This is a genomic window from Candidatus Methylomirabilota bacterium (assembly GCA_035764725.1).
Classification (GTDB): Bacteria; Methylomirabilota; Methylomirabilia; order Rokubacteriales; family CSP1-6; genus DASRWT01.
Genome location: DASTYT010000131.1, coordinates 57237 through 73928, shown reverse-complemented (window position 1 = coordinate 73928; position 16692 = coordinate 57237). Strand labels below are relative to the sequence as shown.

Here is a 16692-nt window from a genome sequence, read left to right as displayed (position 1 = left end):
TCGCGGAAGTACTCGGCGGAGGTGACCCCGGTGAGCCCCACCCGCAGGCGCGACCCCGGCGGCTCCGTCATCTGGCCGAAGATGAGCGCGGTCTTGTCGATGACGCCCGACTCCTTCATCTCGTGATAGAGGTCGTTGCCTTCGCGCGTCCGCTCGCCCACGCCCGCGAACACCGAGATGCCGCCGTGCTGCTTGGCGATGTTGTTGATCAGCTCCTGGATGAGCACGGTCTTGCCCACGCCGGCGCCGCCGAAGAGGCCGGTCTTGCCGCCGCGAGTGTAGGGCTCGAGGAGGTCGACGACCTTGATGCCGGTCTCGAACATCTCGACCTTGGTCGACTGCTGCTCGAAGGAGGGCGCGGGCCGGTGGATCGGATACGTCTTGGTCACCTTGATGGGGCCGGCCTTGTCCACGGCTTCGCCGGTGATGTTGATGATGCGGCCGAGCGTCTCCTTGCCCACCGGGATCGAGATGGGCTGCCCGGTGTCCTGCACGCGCATACCGCGCATGAGGCCGTCGGTGGCCGCCATCGCGACCGCGCGCACCTGGCTTTCGCCGAGATGCTGGGCGACTTCCAGCACCAGCTTCGCCGAGTAGGCGAAGACGTCGGTGCTCCCCGCCCCCTCGACCTCGAGGGCATTGTAGATCGCCGGCAGCTTGCCCGGCTCGAACTCCACGTCGACTACCGGCCCGATCACCTGCACGATCTTGCCCGTGTTCATGGGACTCTCCTTACGCCTCGGTCGCTTGGCGCAGGGCTTCGGCGCCTCCGACGATGTCGAGCAGCTCCTTCGTGATGCGCTCCTGACGCGCCTTGTTGTACTGGATGGTCAGGACGCCGATCATTTCCTTCGCGTTCTTGGTGGCGGCTTCCATCGCGGTCATCCGCGCGCCGAACTCGCCCGCCACCGACTCCATGAGCGCGCGGTACACCTGCGTCGTCACATGGCGGGGGAGCAGCGAGGCGAGGATGGCGTCGGGGCCGGGCTCGAAGATGTACTCGCCGCCCGCCGCATCTCCTCCGCCTGCGACCGCCTCCGCCTCGATGGGCAGGAGCTGCTGGCGGGTCACGCGCTGCACGGCCACCGAACGGAACTCGTTGTAGATGAGGTGGACCTCGTCGGTCTCGCCCGCGAGATAGTCGGCCATGAGCCCGTTCGCCAGCTCCTGCGCGTGCGAGTAAGCGAGGCGGTCGAAGAAGCCGAGCATCTCCGACTTCACCGGCCACTGCCGGCGGCGAAAGAAATCGCGCGACTTCTTGCCCACCACCACCAGGGTCACGTCGACGTTGTCGCCGTCGCGCAGGAAGTGCGTCGCCGCGCGGATGACGTTCGAGTTGAACGCGCCGCAGAGGCCCTTGTCGGCGGTGATCACGACCAGCCGCTTCCGGGCGCCGGTACGGCGGACGAGCAGCGGATGCCCGTCGTCCCCCACCCGGCTCACGAGGCTCCCGAGCAGCTCGCCCATCTTCTGCGCGTAGGGCCGCGCGCCGATGACGCGCTCCTGCGCGCGCCGCAGCTTGGCCGCGGCGACGAGCTTCATCGCCTTGGTGATCTTCTGGGTGGACTCGACCGAGCGAATCCGCCGCTTGATGTCCCGGAGGGTGGCCATCGGAGGCGCTCCGCTAGGCCGCCTTGATGCCGCGCGCGGCCATGAACTCCGCCTTCGCGTCGTTCACCGCCTTGGTGAGCGCGGTGCGGAGATCGTCCGTGAGCTCCTTCTTATTGGCGATCTCGGCGAGGATGGGCGCGTTGCGCCGCTCCATCCAGGGCAGGAAGAACTCCTCGAACGGGCGGATCTGGTCCACCGGCACGTCGTCGAGCAGGCCCTGGGTGCCCGCGAAGATGCTGGCGATCTGCTTCTCGACGGTGAGCGGCACGTACTGGTTCTGCTTGAGGAGCTCGACCATACGTTGTCCCCTCGCAAGTTGGTTCAGGGTGGCCTTGTCGAGGTCGGAGCCGAACTGCGCGAACGCGGCGAGCTCGCGGTATTGCGCGAGATTGAGCCGCAGGGTGCCGGCGATCTGACGCATGGCCTTGATCTGGGCCGAGCCGCCCACGCGGGAGACGGAGAGGCCGACGTTGACGGCGGGGCGGATGCCGGAGAAGAAGAGGTCCGACTCCAGATAGATCTGGCCGTCGGTGATCGAGATCACGTTGGTCGGGATGTACGCGGACACGTCACCGAGCTGGGTCTCGATGATGGGCAGCGCGGTGAGCGAGCCGCCGCCGAGCTCGTCGTTCAGCTTGGCCGCGCGCTCGAGGAGCCGCGAGTGGAGATAGAACACGTCGCCCGGGTACGCCTCGCGCCCCGGCGGGCGGCGGAGGAGCAGCGAGAGCTGGCGATAGGCGGTGGCGTGCTTCGAGAGGTCGTCGTAGATGCAGAGGGCGTGGCGCTTGGTGTCGCGGAAGTACTCGCCCATCGCGCAGCCCGCGTACGGCGCGAGATACTGCAGCGGCGCGGACTCGGAGGCCGAGGCGATGACCACGGTGGTGTAGGCCATGGCGCCATTGTCTTCCAGGATCTTCACGACCTGGGCCACCGTGGACTTCTTCTGGCCGATCGCGACGTAGAAGCAGTACACGCCCTGCCCCTTCTGGTTCAGGATCGTGTCGACCCCGATGGCCGTCTTGCCCGTGCCGCGGTCGCCGATGATCAGTTCGCGCTGCCCGCGCCCGATCGGGATCATGGCGTCGATGGCCTTGAGCCCGGTCTGGAGCGGCTCCTTCACCGAGCGCCGGTCCACCACACCGGGCGCGTAGCGCTCGATCGTGCGGAACTCCTTGGTGTCGATGGGACCCTTGCCGTCCACCGGCTGGCCGAGCGCATTGACGACGCGCCCGATCAGCGCCTCGCCGACCGGCACCTGAGCGATGCGCTTGGTGCGCGTGACCGGATCGCCTTCCTTGATCTTGGTGTCGTCGCCGAGAAGCACCGCGCCGACGTTGTCCGCCTCGAGGTTCAGCACGAGGCCGAACACGCCGCCCGGGAACTCGAGGAGCTCGCCGGCGAGGGCCTTCTCGAGGCCGTAGATGCGGGCGATCCCGTCGCCGACCTCGATCACGCGCCCGGCTTCCTTGAGGTCGATCTCGGCCTCGAAGCCCTGGAGCTGACGCTTGATGATCTCGCTGATCTCTTCCGCCTTGATCATTTCCTATCCCCTTGCCAGGCGTTCCCGCATGCGCGAGAGCTGCCCGTCGAGACTGCCGTCCAGGATGAGGCTGCCCACCTGGGCGACGAACCCGCCCAGGAGCGAAGGGTCCACGGATTCTTCGACGAGGACCTGCTTGTCCAGCGCCCGGCCGAGCCGGGCGGCGAGCTGCGTCTTCTCGTCGGCGGTGAAGGCGACCGCGGTGCGTACCTCGGCGCGCACGCGGCCGACCATCTCGTCGACCTTGGCGCGATACGCCGCGATCAGCTCGGGAAGATGATCCATGCGGCCGCGGGAGGCCACGAGGCCCGCCGCCTTCTGCACGTATTCGGAGCCGCCCGCGCGCTTGGCGACCTCGGTCGCCACGGCCGCCCGGTCCTCCGGCTTGATCCATGGCCGCTGGAGCATGGCGGCGAGCTGCGGGCTTCCGTCGAGCGCGGCGGCGAACTGCTCGAGCTCGCGCCCCACGGCCTCGGCATTGCCGGCCTCGTGCGCGATCGAGAAGAGCGCTTTCGCATAGCGCTGGGCCGTCCCGTGCCGGGACTTCATCTAGTTGACCCGGTCGACGCGAGTGAGCGCTTCCTGGATGATCCGGTGATGGTCCTCGTCCCGCAGGCTCTTCTTGATGAGGCGCTCGGCGATCTGCACCGCGAGGTCACCGACTTCCTGCCGGAGCTGTTGCCGCGCGCGCCGGATGTCCTGATCCATCTCGGCCTTGGCGCTCTCGACGAGCTTGGCCGCCTCCGCCCGCGCCGCTTCGACCAGCCGGCGCTGCTCGTCGGCCGCCTCCTTCAGCGCGGTAGCGCGGATCTGCTGCGCCTCGGCGAGCGACGCCTGGATCTGGGCCGCATGCTGCTGGCGCTGGCGCTCGGCCTCGGCGCGGGCCGCCTGGGCTTCCTCGAGCGACTTCTTGATGGCCTCGGTGCGCTCGTTCATCTTCGCGACGAGAGGCTTGTAGAGGAGCTTCCACAGGATGAAGAGCAGGACGACGAAGTTGACCGCCTGGATCAGCAGCGACTTGTCCAGGTTGATCAGCCCGCCTTGGTGGCCCCCCTCCTCCGCGGCCAGCACGGGCGAGGCGAGCAGCAGGACGGCGAGGAGAACGAGCCCGAGCGTGCGGTACATGGTGGTAACTCCGGCGGTTCGAAGTTGTGAAATTAGGGACAAACGTTAGACAAATATCACGGGCGCGAGAAAACTGTCAAGGCCCTCACCGGTCGCGCCGGCTGATCACGCCGCCCCCCACGACCAAGTCGCCCTGATAGAAGACAACCGACTGCCCGGGCGTGATTGCCCGCTGAGGAGATGCGAACCGGACCTCGGCGCCAAGGGTGCCGTCGGGGCCGAGCTCTGGTGGATGGAGGACGGCCGCCACGGGCGCCTGGCTGTGGCGGATCTTGGCCTGGACGGCCAGGGGGGCCCCGAGGCTTGCCACCGAGATGAGATTCACCTGCTCGGCCCAGAGCCGGTCGGCCTCGAGCTCGTCGACGGCGCCGACCACCACGGCATTGCGCTCGGGATCCAGGGCCGTCACATAGAGGGTGCGCCCGGTGGCGAGGCCCAGGCCGCGTCGCTGCCCCACCGTGAAGTCCGCGAGCCCGGCATGCTGGCCCAGCTCGCGCCCCTGCCCGTCCACGATGGGCCCGGCGCGAAACGCCTCGGGACGCCGGCGGCGGAGGAAGCCGCGGTAGTCGTGATCCGGGATGAAGCAAATCTCTTGACTCTCCGGGGTGTCCGCGGTGGCGAGGCCGAGCGCCCGCGCCTTGGCCCGCACGTCTTCCTTCACCAGATCGCCCACGGGAAAGCGCGCGGCCTCGAGCTGCGACTGGGTGAGCGGCCAGAGAAAGTCCGACTGATCCTTGCGCGCGTCGCGCCCACGCCAGAGGAGCCGGCGGCCCGAGACGGGATCGCACGTGATCCGGGCGTAGTGGCCGGTGGCCACCCCCGTCGCGTCCCACGCGCGGGCGCGCGCGAGCAGCGAGCCGAACTTCACCTGGCGGTTACAGGCCACGCACGGCACCGGCGTGCGACCGGCGGCGTACTCGTCGATGAATGGCGCGATCACCGCCGCGTCGAACTCGCGCTCGCTGTTGAGGAGGTAGTACGGGATGCCGAGCTGCCGGGCCACCGCCCGCGCGCCGTCCACCGACTCCGTGGAGCAGCACGAGCCGAAGCGCCGACTCGCCTCCTCCGGCTCGCGCCAGGGCCAGACGCGCAGCGTGACCCCCACGACGTCGAAGCCCTGCTCGACGAGCAGCGCGGCGGCGACGGAGGAGTCCACACCCCCGCTCATGCCGACGATCACACGCTCTTTCAGCGCTTGCTCCAGCGTTCCCCTCGCCCGCGTCAGCGCCGCGCCGTCAGGATCTCGGCGATGCGGTCGAGGTCCTCGGGCGACGCGTAGGCGATCTCGATGCGGCCGTGGCGCTCATTGCCCACGAGCCGCACTCGCGTGGCCAGCGCCTCGCGAAACGCGTCCTCGAGCGCGGTGAGCTCGGGTGATCGGCGGGCGGCGCGGCGCGGCTGGATGACGCGCTTCTTCTGCACGCCCTCTTCGGTCGCGCGCACCGACCAGGAGTGGGCGAGGATCTGCTCGCGCAGGCGGAGCTGCTCGGTCACGGAGTCCAGCGAGAGCAGCGCGCGCGCGTGCCCCATCGTGAGCCGACCGCTGCGGAGGTCGGAGCGAATCGGCTCGGGCAGCTTCAGGAGCCGGAGACAGTTCGAGATCGTGCTGCGATCCTTGCTCACGCGCTCGGCCAGCTCCTCCTGCGTCCAGCCGAACTCGGCGAGCAGGCGCTGATAGGCCTCGGCCTCCTCGATCGGGTTCAGGTCCTCGCGGAGCAGGTTCTCGACCAGCGCGAGCTCGAGGCTCTCTGCGTCGGAGACTTCCCGGACGACCGCGGGAATGTGCGTGAGTCCGGCGATCTTGGCCGCGCGCCAGCGGCGCTCCCCGACGATGAGCTGATACCCGGGCCCTGCCTTCCGGACCACGATCGGCTGGATCAGACCCGACTTCTGGAGGGACCCAGCTAGCTCATTTAAGGCGTTGATATCAAAGTCTTTTCTTGGCTGCTGTGGATTCGGGCTAATCGCGTCGGTCGCAATCTCCTGGACGCCGGCCACATCGCTTGGGGTCGACTCCCCCAGGCTGGGCGGGAGCAAGGCACCGAGACCGCGACCAAGCCCGTGTCGATTAGCCATGGACGAGCACCTCCTTGGTGAGCTCGAGATAGGCAATGGATCCGGAGGACCGGAGGTCGTAGAGAAAGACGGGACGGCCGTGGCTGGGCGCCTCCGTGAGACGGACGTTGCGAGGGATCACGGTCGCGAAGGTCTGCCCCCCGAGATGCTGATGCACCTCGTTCTTCACCTGGGCCGCGAGGCTCGTACGACCGTCGAACATCGTGAAGAGAATCCCCTCGACCGCGAGCCGCGGGTTGAGACGCTCACGCACCATGTTGATCGTGCGGATGAGCTGGGCCAGCCCCTCCATGGCGTAGTACTCGCACTGGAGCGGGATCAGCACCGAGTCCGCGGCCGTGAGGGCGTTCAGGGTCAGGAGCCCGAGCGACGGCGGACAGTCGATGACGATAAACTCGAACTCGTCGCGAGCGGTGTCCACGGCGGTCTTGAGCCGGTGCTCGCGGTCCGACGTGCCCACCAGCTCGATCTCCGCGCCGACGAGATCCATCTCCGACGGCACGATGCCGAGGAATGGGAGCCCGGTCGGTGCGATCGCCTCCCTCAGAGGGAGACCGTCCAGGAGGACGTTGTACACGGTATGCCTGGGCTCGGCCTTGTTCAGACCAAGCCCCGTCGTCGCGTTGCCCTGGGGGTCGAGGTCGATCAGGACCGTACGTCGCTCCGCCAGCGCCAGTCCGGCTGAGAGGTTCACGGCCGTGGTGGTCTTTCCCACGCCGCCCTTCTGATTGACGACTGCGATTACCCTGGCCACTGCGTCCTCATGTTCCACGTGAAACGTCCCGCACGAGGCCCCCTGGCGGCTTCGTTCCACGTGGAACACTACCTCACACCGGACCCCGGATCAAGCTTCGTGAACGGTAACCAGAAACGCCCGTGTCATTCGAAGTTTAGGGTAGGGGACCCGGACCCAGGCCATCCCGGCTGGCGCCTGCGGTAGACCTTCTGAGGCTGGGGGACCAGAAATTACGATGCGGCCGCCCGGCCTGAGCCAACGGCGGCACATCGCGAGGAAGGGTCCCGTCGGCGTGACGGCTCGAGCGACGGCGACGTCGTAGCGGCCGCCGAGCTCGGGATCCTCCCGGATCGCATCCTCGGCGCGGGCATCCACGAGCCGGACAGTCTCCAGTCCTAGCTCACGGCGGACCGTCCGGAGGAACGAGACGCGCTTTTGCCGCGCCTCCACCAGCGTCGCCTCGATTCGGGAGTCGATCAGGTGAAGTGGGAGGCCGGGAATTCCGGCCCCTGAGCCGATGTCCACCAAACGAAGCGGGCGGGCAGGGAGCTGAGGCAGGAACAAGAGCGAGTCGACGAACAACCCGTGCACGATCCCGTGCGGGTCCTTGAGCCCCGTGAGGTCGTGCACCCGGTTCCACTCGACGAGCAGCTCGAGGTACCGCGTGAACCGCTGCCGGTCCTCAGCGCTCGCGGGACGACCGGCGAGGAGGGGAATCGCCGCGAGCAGCTCGTCGAGCGGGTCCCCGGCGGACCCCTTCCGGGTCACGCCTTCTTCGCGGCCCGCGCCGGGGCCTTTGCCGCCTTCGCGGTGCCCCGGTTCATGTAGTGCTGCTGGGCGATCTGCAGGACGTTCGACAAGGTCCAGTAAAGCACCAGGCCGGAGGGCAGGTTGAGGAACATGAACGTGAAGACGATCGGCATCAGCAGCATGACCTTGGCCTGGCGAGGATCGCCCATCACCGGCGTCATCTTCTGCTGAATGAACATCGACACGCCCATGAGGAGAGGCAGTACGTAAGTCGGATCGAAGTCCGCTAGATTGCAGATCCACAGATCCTTCCCGCCGAGCAGGGGAAGCCAGCTCGGCGCGCGCCCGAAGCAGATGAACGGCGCGTTCTGGATCTCCACCGCAACCGACAGCGCGACGTAGAGCGCGTAGAAGACCGGGATCTGCACGATCATCGGCAAGCAGCCGCCGAGAGGATTCACTCCATGCTGCCGGTAGAGCGCCATTGTCTCCTGCTGGAGCTTGGCGGAGTCGTTCTTGTACTTGGCGCGAAGCTGATTGACCTGCGGCTGAATGGCCTGCATGGCCTTCATTGACCGCATGCTCTTCACGGTGAGCGGGAAGAAGACCGCCTTCATGATCACCGTGAGCAGGATGATGGCGACCCCGTAGTTCCCGGTCCAGTCGAAGAAGAGATGCAGCATCCAGAGCACGGGAACGGCCACCCACTCCATGGGGAGGCCCCCGTAGTGCTGAGGGACCGGGAACCCGCCGAAATATATGGATTTTTCTAGCCCGACTCCCAGCGCCTTGAGCCGCTCGTACTCCTTGGGCCCGACGTAGAAGAGCACCGTGCCCTCCCACGACTGTCCCGGCTGTAGCGTGGGAAGCGTCGTGCGCACGGCCACCGACGCGGAACCGTTGACCGGCGCCTCGGCGAGCTTCCATCCAGGCCCTTTGGGGATGAGGGCCGAGACGTACCACTCGCTCTCGAGCGCGATCCAGCTGCCGTCCGCGGTGTGCTGCGATTCCTTCGACAGCGGCTCACGCCGCAGGCCATCGGCCAGCAGGCCAACGACGCGCACGGGATGCTGCCCGTGGAATTCCTCCGCACGATCCTTCGGCCATTCGACGGGCGCGCGCCAGCCCATCACGAGCTGGGCGGTCTGCGCCACCGAGTGGCGGTTCTCGACGCGGATCTTCTTCTCGACGGTGTAGTTGTCGGGGCGGAAGCGGCGCGTCTCGCTGATGCGGAGTCCGAAGCCGTCGTCGCCGGTCAGTATCAGGTCGGCATGCGGCTGGTCCTTGCCGACGTCTAGACGATCCGTGGAGAGCTGAAAGTGCACGACCTGGGCAGGGGAGCCGGCGCGCTCGACGACGAGCCCGGAGGGCTCGAGCAGACCCGGGATCACCAGAGGCTTTTGTCCCCTATAGTTCAGGTCCCACTCTCGGAGCTGACCGCCGCGGCTGCTCACGGTGGCGTGATAGAGCGGCGCGCGGATCTCCGTCGCGCGCTCGGGGATCGCGGGTGCGCCGACGGGTGCGGGCGCCGCGGCGGCAGCGCCGGGTGTCGAGGAAGCCGCACCGGGCGCCGGCGGCGCCGCACCGGGGCCGGGCTTGCCAGGCGCTTCGGTCTTCGCCGGCTCGGGGTGCTGCTGCGCCGGCGGCGTGAGAAAGAAAGTCTGATACAGCATCAAGAGGCCCGCCATGAGCATGGCGGCCACGATGACTCGCTTCTCCATTACCGTCCTTGTCCGTTGGTGTTGAGCAGCCGGGGCGGGGGTGGGTCGTAGCCGCCGGGGTGGAACGGGTGGCACCGGCCGATTCGCTTCACCGTCAGCCACAGCCCGAGTGCGAGCCCATGCTCCGTGAGAGCGAGCCGCGCATACTCCGAGCAGCTCGGCGCGAATCGGCAGACGTGCGGCAGTACGGGACGGAGCACGAGCTGATAGCCCCGCACCGCACGCTCGGCCAGCCAGGCCATCGGCGTCATGTCGACCTCAGCGGCCCACGGTCCGGCCCAGCTGGCGTAGCACGTCGTCGACGGCCAGCACGAGGCCGGCGAACGCCGCCGTCAGCACCGGGGGTCTGGCTATCAAAATTGTTGAAATATCAGGGAGATTCTGGATCGTCCGATGCCGGTACGCCTCGCGCAGTCGCCGCCGCGCTCGATTGCGTTTGACCGCGCCCCGGATCTGCCGGCTGACCGTGAACCCTGCCTGTTGCTTCCCCGGAGTCGGGCTCCACAGCACGACGAATGCGGGCCGCTCCAGACGCCGGCCGCGCCCGAACACCGCCTGGAAGTCGCCGGCGCTTCGAAGCCGCTCGGCGCGTGGCAGCGCCAGCGGCCTAGACCGTGAGCCGCTTCCGCCCCTTGGCGCGCCGCCGCTTGAGGACTTTGCGTCCACCCTTGGTCTTCATACGCTCGCGGAAGCCGTGCGTCTTCTTCCGGCGCCGTACGTTCGGCTGAAACGTCCGCTTCATGCTCGTTTCCTTTCAGTCGTACAACCCTCGTAGGGTACTGACCGCACCAAAACAAGTCAAGGCGCGCGACCCCCTTGCGACCCGATTTCACCGTGTGGTAGGTTCGCATTCTCGTTTCCCTCCGCGTGGGTCCGGCTCGGCTCGAGGTAGAAAGGTGCCGATTGGACGTTGTGACTGGTTGGTCGGATGGCCGGTAGCAACCCCTTGAACCCGCAAATCACCAGAGTTATCCACGCCTGTGGATAACTCTGTGCGTAACTCCTCCAACTGCTCATAGAGGCTGACCGTCTGCCATGCTTGATACTCTCTGGACCAGGCTTCTGACCGGCCTCGAGCGCCGCATTCCGGCCACCACGCTCGACAACTGGGTGCGCCCATGCCGCCTCGACAGCGTGCAGGGGGATCACCTGCGCATCGCCGCCCCGAGCAAGTTCGCGCGCGACTGGCTCGCCCAGCATCACGCCGACGCCTTCCAGGCGGTGGCGCGCGAGGTAATCGGCGGCAACCCGCGCGTGAGTTTCGACGTGGACAGGAACGCGCCCGCGGCGGACGGGACGGACCCGCCGCCGCCCATCGAGGCCGCGACCTCGCATGCGACCGGGCTCTCCGCGCGCTACACCTTCGAATCCTTCGTCGTCGGCAATTCGAATCAGTTCGCGCAGGCGGCCTGTCAGGCCGTCGCCGATCTGCCGTCCAAGGCCTACAACCCGCTCTTCATTTACGGGGGTGTGGGGCTCGGCAAGACGCATCTGCTCCACGCCGTCGGCCACCAGATCGCCAAGGCCTATCCGCACCTGCTCGTGCTGTATCTCTCATCGGAGCGCTTCACCAACGAGCTGATCAACGCCATCCGGTACGACCGGACCGCGGAGTTCCGCGCGAAGTACCGCAACATCGACCTCCTCCTCATCGACGACATCCAGTTCATCTCTGGCAAGGAGCGGACCCAGGAGGAGTTCTTCCACACGTTCAACGACCTCTACGAGGCGCGGAAGCAGATCGTGATGTCCTCTGACGCCGCGCCCAAAGAGATCCCCGACCTCGAGGAGCGGCTGCGCTCCCGCTTCGAGTGGGGCCTGATCGCTGACATCCAGCCCCCGGACTTCGAGACGCGCGTGGCCATTCTCAAGAAGAAGGCCGAGATCGAGCGCGTCCGCCTCCCCGACGACGTCGCCTACCTGATCGCCAGTCGCATCAAGGCCAACATCCGCGAGATCGAGGGCTCGCTCACGCGCATGGTCGCCTTCTGCGCGCTCAGCGGCCGCGACATGACGGTCGACCTGGCCCAGGAAGTCCTCTCGGATCTCTGGGGCGAGGACGAGCGGATCATCACCATCGACCACATCCAGCGAAAGGTCGCCGAGTTCTTCGGGATCAAGCTCTCGGACCTCCGGGCCCAGAACCGCACCAAGGCCATCGCCTTCCCCCGCCAGATCGCCATGTATCTCGCGCGCCAACTCACCCACGCGTCACTCAGCGAGGTGGGTCGCGCCTTCGGCGGGAAGGACCACACCACGGTCCTCCACGGGGTCGAGAAGATCCAGCAAATGCTGCAGGAAGATCCCAAATTCAAGAAGACCATCGACTCGATTACCCAGAACATCACCCTGTGACCCACAGGACTTCCCTCACTATCCACGCCGGCATCCACAGCCGCGCGCTCGCGGAAGTCCGCGCCACCGCGGGCGCGACGCGTGTTCCCCATCGTCCACACCACTTACGTCTACGCCGACGACGGTAGTGTCTTTCTTTCTTTCCTGACAAGGGAGAACCCTCATGGAAGTCCATGTGGACCGCGATGCCTTCATCCGGGGCCTCCAGCTCGTACACAACATCGTCGAGCCGCGGCAGACATTGCCGATCCTCGCCAATGTTCTCGTCGAGGCCTCGGCGGAGTCGGTGCGGCTGACGGCGACCGATCTGGAAGTGGGGGTGCGGGTGTCCGTCCCCGCGAAGGTCACCAAGCAGGGCTCCATCACGATCTCGGCGCGCAAGCTGACCGAGATCGTCAAGGAGTTGCCGGCGGCGCCCCTGGCCATTCGCGTCCAGGACAATGCCTGGGTCGCGCTCAAGTGCGGCGGCGCGTCGTACAAGCTGGTCGGGCTCGTGCCCGATGAGTTTCCCGCGGTCGGGGCGGGGGAGGCCGCCTCGTGGATCAGCCTCGACGGCAAGGTGCTGCGCGACATGCTGGCCCAGACGAGCTTCGCCATCTCGCACGACGAGAGCCGCTACGCCTTGAACGGCGTGCTGTTTACGGTCCTCGGCAAGGAGCTGCGCCTGGTGGCGACCGATGGCCACCGGCTCGCGGTGGCCAGCCGGCCCCTCGTCAACGGGGGAGCGAACGTGTCCGGGATCGTGCCGCGTAAGGCGGTGCAGGAGATCGCCCGCATTGTGGGGTCGGGGGAAGAGGTCCAGGTCTCGGTGAGCGACAACCAGTTCGTCCTGCAGATGCCCAATACCCTCCTGATGGCCCGGCTCATCGAGGGGACGTTCCCGAACTACGAGCAGGTGGTGCCCAAGGCGCACCCCCGGAAGATCACGATCTCGCGGGCGGCGCTCAGCGCGGCGCTACGGCGGGTGTCCGTCCTGTCGGAAGAGCGGACCAAGCCGGTCAAGCTCACCCTCTCGCCGGGCTCGCTCAAGCTGAGCGCGTATCACCCGGACTACGGCGAGGCGGAGGAAAGCCTGGAGGTCGAGGCGACGGGCGAGGAGATCACGATCGGGTTCAACTCGCGCTATCTCCTCGACGCCCTGACCGCGCAGACGAGCGAGCAAATCGTCCTCGAACTGAAGGACGGAATGAGCCCCGGAGTGGTGCGGAGCTTCGAGGAGGAGGGGTCGCTGTGTGTTATAATGCCCATGCGGATTTAGGACGCACGGAGGAGCGAATCCCGGGTGCAAATCGAATGGATAGCGCTGTCTGATTTTCGTAGTTACGCTGCGCTGTCCTATTCGCCGTCGTCGACGCTGAACGTCGTCACCGGCCCTAACGGCCAGGGCAAAACCAACCTCCTCGAAGCCCTCGGATTGCTCCTTGTCGGGCGCTCCTTCCGCGGCGCCAAGGCCCTCGAGCTCGCCCGCTGGGACGCGCCGCGGGCGAGCGTGAATGGCGAGATCAAGCGCGTTGACGCCGCGCGCACGATTCGCCGCACCATCGGACCCCGCGAGGACGGGGCCTGGGCGGTGCTGGGCGAGGGTTGCCCGTGGGCGCGCGCCATCCCTTTTGGGTGGCAAGATCTCGCCATCCTCACCGGAGGGCCGCACGCGCGTCGGGCCTTCCTCGACGGGTTCGCGGGGAAGCTCTACCCCGCGCACGCGGCGACGGTGGGGCGCTATCGGCGCGTGCTCGAGCGCCGCAATCATCTGCTCCAGTCGGGGCAGCCGCCCATGGTGATCGACGAGGCGCTCGAGCCGTGGGACGCGCAGCTCGCGCGCGTGGGGATCGAGCTGCTCGGACGGCGTCGCCAGGCGCTGGAAGAGTTGGCGACCGAGGTGCGCGGGCTCTATCCTGGAATGGCTGGAGAGGGTGATCTCGCCCTCGGCTATCGCGGGTCACTGCCCGAGGGCGTGGACGAGGGAGGATTCGTGGACGCGTTGCGGAAGCGCCGGGTCGACGACCTGCGGCGGGGCCAGACCATGGTCGGCCCCCATCGTGACGACCTCACCGTCGACCTGGACGGCCGCGACATGCGGCTCTATGCCTCCCGCGGCCAGCAGCGTCTCCTCGCTCTCTCGCTGCGCCTCGCCGAGGCGGGGCCGGTGGCGCGGGCCGTCGGGTCGAGCCCGGTGCTCCTGCTCGACGACGCTCTGTCCGAGTTGGATCCGGCGGTGCAGGTCAACGTGCTGCGCCACGTCGAGGGCGGGGGGCAGGTGTTCCTGACCACCGCCGAGCCGACGCTGCCGACCCGACAGGCCGCCTGGTGGCAGGTGCGCGATGGCCGGGTCGAGAACCCGGCCGCGAGGCTCGTCGCCGTCCAGCCCGTCCCCGTCCAGGGAGTGGCATGAGCTCCGAGACCTACACAGCCAGCGACATCAAGGTCCTCGAGGGCCTCGAGGCCGTCCGGAAGCGCCCCGCGATGTACATCGGCGATACCGGCGCCTACGGGCTCCACCACCTCGTCTACGAGGTCGTCGACAACTCCGTCGACGAGGCGCTCGCCGGCTACTGCGACAGCATCAAGGTGATCCTCCACTCCGACGGCTCCTGCTCGGTGGGTGACAACGGGCGCGGCATCCCGGTGGACATCCACAAGGAGAGCGGCAAGTCGGCGGCCGAGGTCGTGCTCACCGTGCTCCACGCCGGCGGCAAGTTCGAGCACTCCGCCTACAAGGTCTCGGGCGGCCTCCACGGGGTGGGCGTGTCCGTGGTCAACGCGCTCAGCGAATGGCTCGAGCTCGAGATCCGGCGCGAGGGCAAGGTGTGGACGCAGCGCTACGAGTACGGCGTGCCCACCGGCGAGCTCACCGCGGGCGAGAAGACGACCAAGCACGGCACCATCGTGAAGTTCAAGCCGGACGCGAAGATCTTCGAGGAGACGACGTTCTCCTTCGACACCCTCTCGAATCGGCTCCGCGAGCTCGCTTTCCTCAACAAGGGTCTGAAGATCGTCATCGAGGACGAGCGCGACGAGCGCAGCCACACCTTCCTCTACAAGGGCGGCATCATCGAGTTCATCAAGCACCTCAACCAGAACAAGACGCCCGTCCACCCCAAGGTGCTCTTCTTCGAGGGGAAGCGCGATGGCATCGAGGTCGAGGTCGCGATCCAGTACAACGACGGCTACCAGGAGAGCGTGTTCTCCTTCGCCAACAACATCAACACGCGCGAGGGCGGCACCCACCTCACCGGCTTCCGCGCCGCGCTGACCAGCACCATCGCGAACTACGCCAAGGCCAACGGCTTCCTCAAGAGCTTCAAGGGCGACGTCTCCGGCGACGACGTGCGCGAGGGCCTCACCGCGGTCGTGTCCGTGCGGATCCCCGATCCGCAATTCGAGGGCCAGACGAAGGGCAAGCTCGGCAACTCCGAGGTAAAGGGCCTCGTCCAGCAGATCGTCAACGACCGGCTCAGCGAGGCCTTCGAGGAGGACCCGACCACCGCGCGCAAGATCGCCGACAAGTCGGTGCGCGCGGCCCAGGCCCGCGAAGCCGCCCGCAAGGCGCGCGATCTCACCCGCAAGGGGGGCCGCGACGACGAGGGCCTCGCCGCCAAGCTCGCCGATTGCTCGGAGCGCGACCCGCAGTTCCGCGAACTCTTCCTCGTGGAGGGCGACTCCGCGGGTGGCTCCGCCAAGCAGGGCCGCGACCGCAAGATCCAGGCGGTGCTCCCGCTGCGCGGCAAGATCATCAACGCAGAGAAGGCCCGCTACGACAAGGTGCTGTCCCACAATGAAATCCGGCTGCTGATCTCCGCGCTGGGCACCGGGATCGGGCCGGAGGAGTTCGACGTCACCAAGCTGCGCTACCACAAGGTCATCCTCATGACGGACGCCGACGTGGACGGCGCGCACATCCGCACCCTCCTCCTCACGTTCTTCTTCCGCCACATGGTGCAGGTGATCGAGGCGGGCAACCTCTTCATCGCCCAGCCGCCGCTCTTCAAGGTCAAGAAGGGCAAGGCGGAGCGCTATCTCATGAGCGAGCGCGAGATGGAGGAGTTCCTCCTCGGCAACTGGGTCGAGAAGGCGAGCGTGAAGGTCCCGGGCAAGGCGCAGCCCCTCAAGGAGCAGGCCCTCCTCGACGCGCTCAAGCGCGGGCTCGAGTTCCGCTCGCTCTTCGGCAAGTTCGGGCGCCGCGGCATTCCCGGTCCCATCATCGACGGGCTGCTCCGCCGCAAGTTCAAGGCGACCAAGCGCGGGGTCGGCGACGCCGAGATCGAGACGGCGGTGCGCGAGGTCATCGCGGAGCTGCCGGGCTGGGAGGCGCGCTTGGTCGGCGGCGACAACGGCGACGCCGCCATGCTGCACGTGACGGGTCCCCAGTCTGCGGTGTTCAGCCCCGATCTCCTGAAGTCCCCCGACTACGCCCAGCTCCTCGAGGCGCATGGCGAGATCGCCGCGCTCCACAAGGGGCCGACCACCGTCAGCGACGGCGGCGGCAAGGAGACGGAGGCGCCGACCCTGGAGCGGCTGCTCGAGATCGTCATGGAGCAGGCCAAGGACGGGGCCACCCTCCAGCGCTACAAGGGCCTCGGCGAGATGAATCCGGAGCAACTCTGGGAGACCACGATGAACCCGGAGACGCGCACGCTCCTCAAGGTCACCATGGAAGATGCCGTCGGCGCCGACGAGATCTTCACCGTCCTCATGGGCGATGCCGTCGAGCCCCGCCGCGATTTCATCGAGAAGAACGCGCTGGACGTCGTGAACCTGGACGTCTAGGCGGTACCCGG

17 protein-coding genes are annotated in these 16692 nt (G+C 67.5%); 4 read left to right on the top strand and 13 right to left on the bottom strand.

The window, feature by feature from the left end:
* From VFX14_22290 to rpmH, 13 genes are all read right to left on the bottom strand, one after another.
* Positions 1–722, bottom strand: a 722-nt coding sequence (locus tag VFX14_22290) for a F0F1 ATP synthase subunit beta (protein ID HEU5192423.1), incomplete at its 3' end; no start/stop codon positions are given.
* A 10-nt stretch (positions 723–732) separates the two neighbouring features.
* Positions 733–1611, bottom strand: a complete 879-nt coding sequence (atpG, locus tag VFX14_22285) for an ATP synthase F1 subunit gamma (protein HEU5192422.1) — start codon at positions 1609–1611, stop codon at positions 733–735.
* Positions 1612–1624: 13 nt separating this feature from the next.
* Complete coding sequence (gene atpA, locus VFX14_22280) at positions 1625–3151, bottom strand: F0F1 ATP synthase subunit alpha (protein ID HEU5192421.1); 1527 nt, start codon at positions 3149–3151, stop codon at positions 1625–1627.
* A 3-nt stretch (positions 3152–3154) separates the two neighbouring features.
* Positions 3155–3700, bottom strand: a complete 546-nt coding sequence (atpH, locus tag VFX14_22275) for an ATP synthase F1 subunit delta (GenBank protein ID HEU5192420.1) — start codon at positions 3698–3700, stop codon at positions 3155–3157.
* The gene (atpF, locus tag VFX14_22270; GenBank protein HEU5192419.1) at positions 3701–4276 is read right to left on the bottom strand and encodes a F0F1 ATP synthase subunit B; all 576 of its coding nucleotides are present in this window, start codon (positions 4274–4276) and stop codon (positions 3701–3703) included. It lies immediately after the preceding gene.
* Between the two features lie 85 nt (positions 4277–4361).
* Positions 4362–5480 carry a tRNA 2-thiouridine(34) synthase MnmA gene (mnmA, locus tag VFX14_22265; GenBank protein ID HEU5192418.1) on the bottom strand — a complete coding sequence of 373 codons (1119 nt, stop codon included), beginning with the start codon at positions 5478–5480 and terminating at the stop codon, positions 4362–4364.
* Positions 5481–5497: 17 nt separating this feature from the next.
* Positions 5498–6352: a ParB/RepB/Spo0J family partition protein gene (locus VFX14_22260; GenBank protein HEU5192417.1), complete on the bottom strand. Its 855-nt coding sequence runs from the start codon at positions 6350–6352 to the stop codon at positions 5498–5500.
* The gene (locus tag VFX14_22255; protein HEU5192416.1) at positions 6345–7106 is read right to left on the bottom strand and encodes an AAA family ATPase; all 762 of its coding nucleotides are present in this window, start codon (positions 7104–7106) and stop codon (positions 6345–6347) included. Before VFX14_22255 ends, VFX14_22260 begins: the two co-directional genes overlap by 8 nt.
* Before the next feature lie 90 nt (positions 7107–7196).
* The gene (gene rsmG / locus VFX14_22250; GenBank protein ID HEU5192415.1) at positions 7197–7856 is read right to left on the bottom strand and encodes a 16S rRNA (guanine(527)-N(7))-methyltransferase RsmG; all 660 of its coding nucleotides are present in this window, start codon (positions 7854–7856) and stop codon (positions 7197–7199) included.
* On the bottom strand, positions 7853–9559 hold the full coding sequence (yidC, locus tag VFX14_22245) for a membrane protein insertase YidC (GenBank protein HEU5192414.1): 1707 nt from the start codon (positions 9557–9559) through the stop codon (positions 7853–7855). The genes rsmG and yidC overlap by 4 nt, the downstream gene beginning before the upstream one ends.
* A complete protein-coding gene (gene yidD / locus VFX14_22240) occupies positions 9559–9810 on the bottom strand; it encodes a membrane protein insertion efficiency factor YidD (GenBank protein HEU5192413.1) in 252 nt (83 codons plus the stop codon). The genes yidC and yidD overlap by 1 nt, the downstream gene beginning before the upstream one ends.
* A gap of 7 nt (positions 9811–9817) precedes the next feature.
* The gene (rnpA, locus tag VFX14_22235) at positions 9818–10225 is read right to left on the bottom strand and encodes a ribonuclease P protein component (GenBank protein HEU5192412.1); all 408 of its coding nucleotides are present in this window, start codon (positions 10223–10225) and stop codon (positions 9818–9820) included.
* Positions 10167–10301 (bottom strand): 50S ribosomal protein L34, encoded by a 135-nt coding sequence (gene rpmH, locus VFX14_22230; GenBank protein ID HEU5192411.1) that lies wholly within the window; start codon positions 10299–10301, stop codon positions 10167–10169. Before rpmH ends, rnpA begins: the two co-directional genes overlap by 59 nt.
* A gap of 293 nt (positions 10302–10594) precedes the next feature.
* Between rpmH and dnaA the strand changes: the two genes are divergently transcribed.
* From dnaA to gyrB, 4 genes are all read left to right on the top strand, one after another.
* A complete protein-coding gene (dnaA, locus tag VFX14_22225; protein ID HEU5192410.1) occupies positions 10595–11914 on the top strand; it encodes a chromosomal replication initiator protein DnaA in 1320 nt (439 codons plus the stop codon).
* Between the two features lie 163 nt (positions 11915–12077).
* On the top strand, positions 12078–13172 hold the full coding sequence (dnaN, locus tag VFX14_22220) for a DNA polymerase III subunit beta (GenBank protein HEU5192409.1): 1095 nt from the start codon (positions 12078–12080) through the stop codon (positions 13170–13172).
* A 24-nt stretch (positions 13173–13196) separates the two neighbouring features.
* The gene (gene recF, locus VFX14_22215) at positions 13197–14306 is read left to right on the top strand and encodes a DNA replication and repair protein RecF (protein ID HEU5192408.1); all 1110 of its coding nucleotides are present in this window, start codon (positions 13197–13199) and stop codon (positions 14304–14306) included.
* Complete coding sequence (gene gyrB, locus VFX14_22210; protein HEU5192407.1) at positions 14303–16681, top strand: DNA topoisomerase (ATP-hydrolyzing) subunit B; 2379 nt, start codon at positions 14303–14305, stop codon at positions 16679–16681. Before recF ends, gyrB begins: the two co-directional genes overlap by 4 nt.
* Positions 16682–16692: the final 11 nt, after the last annotated feature.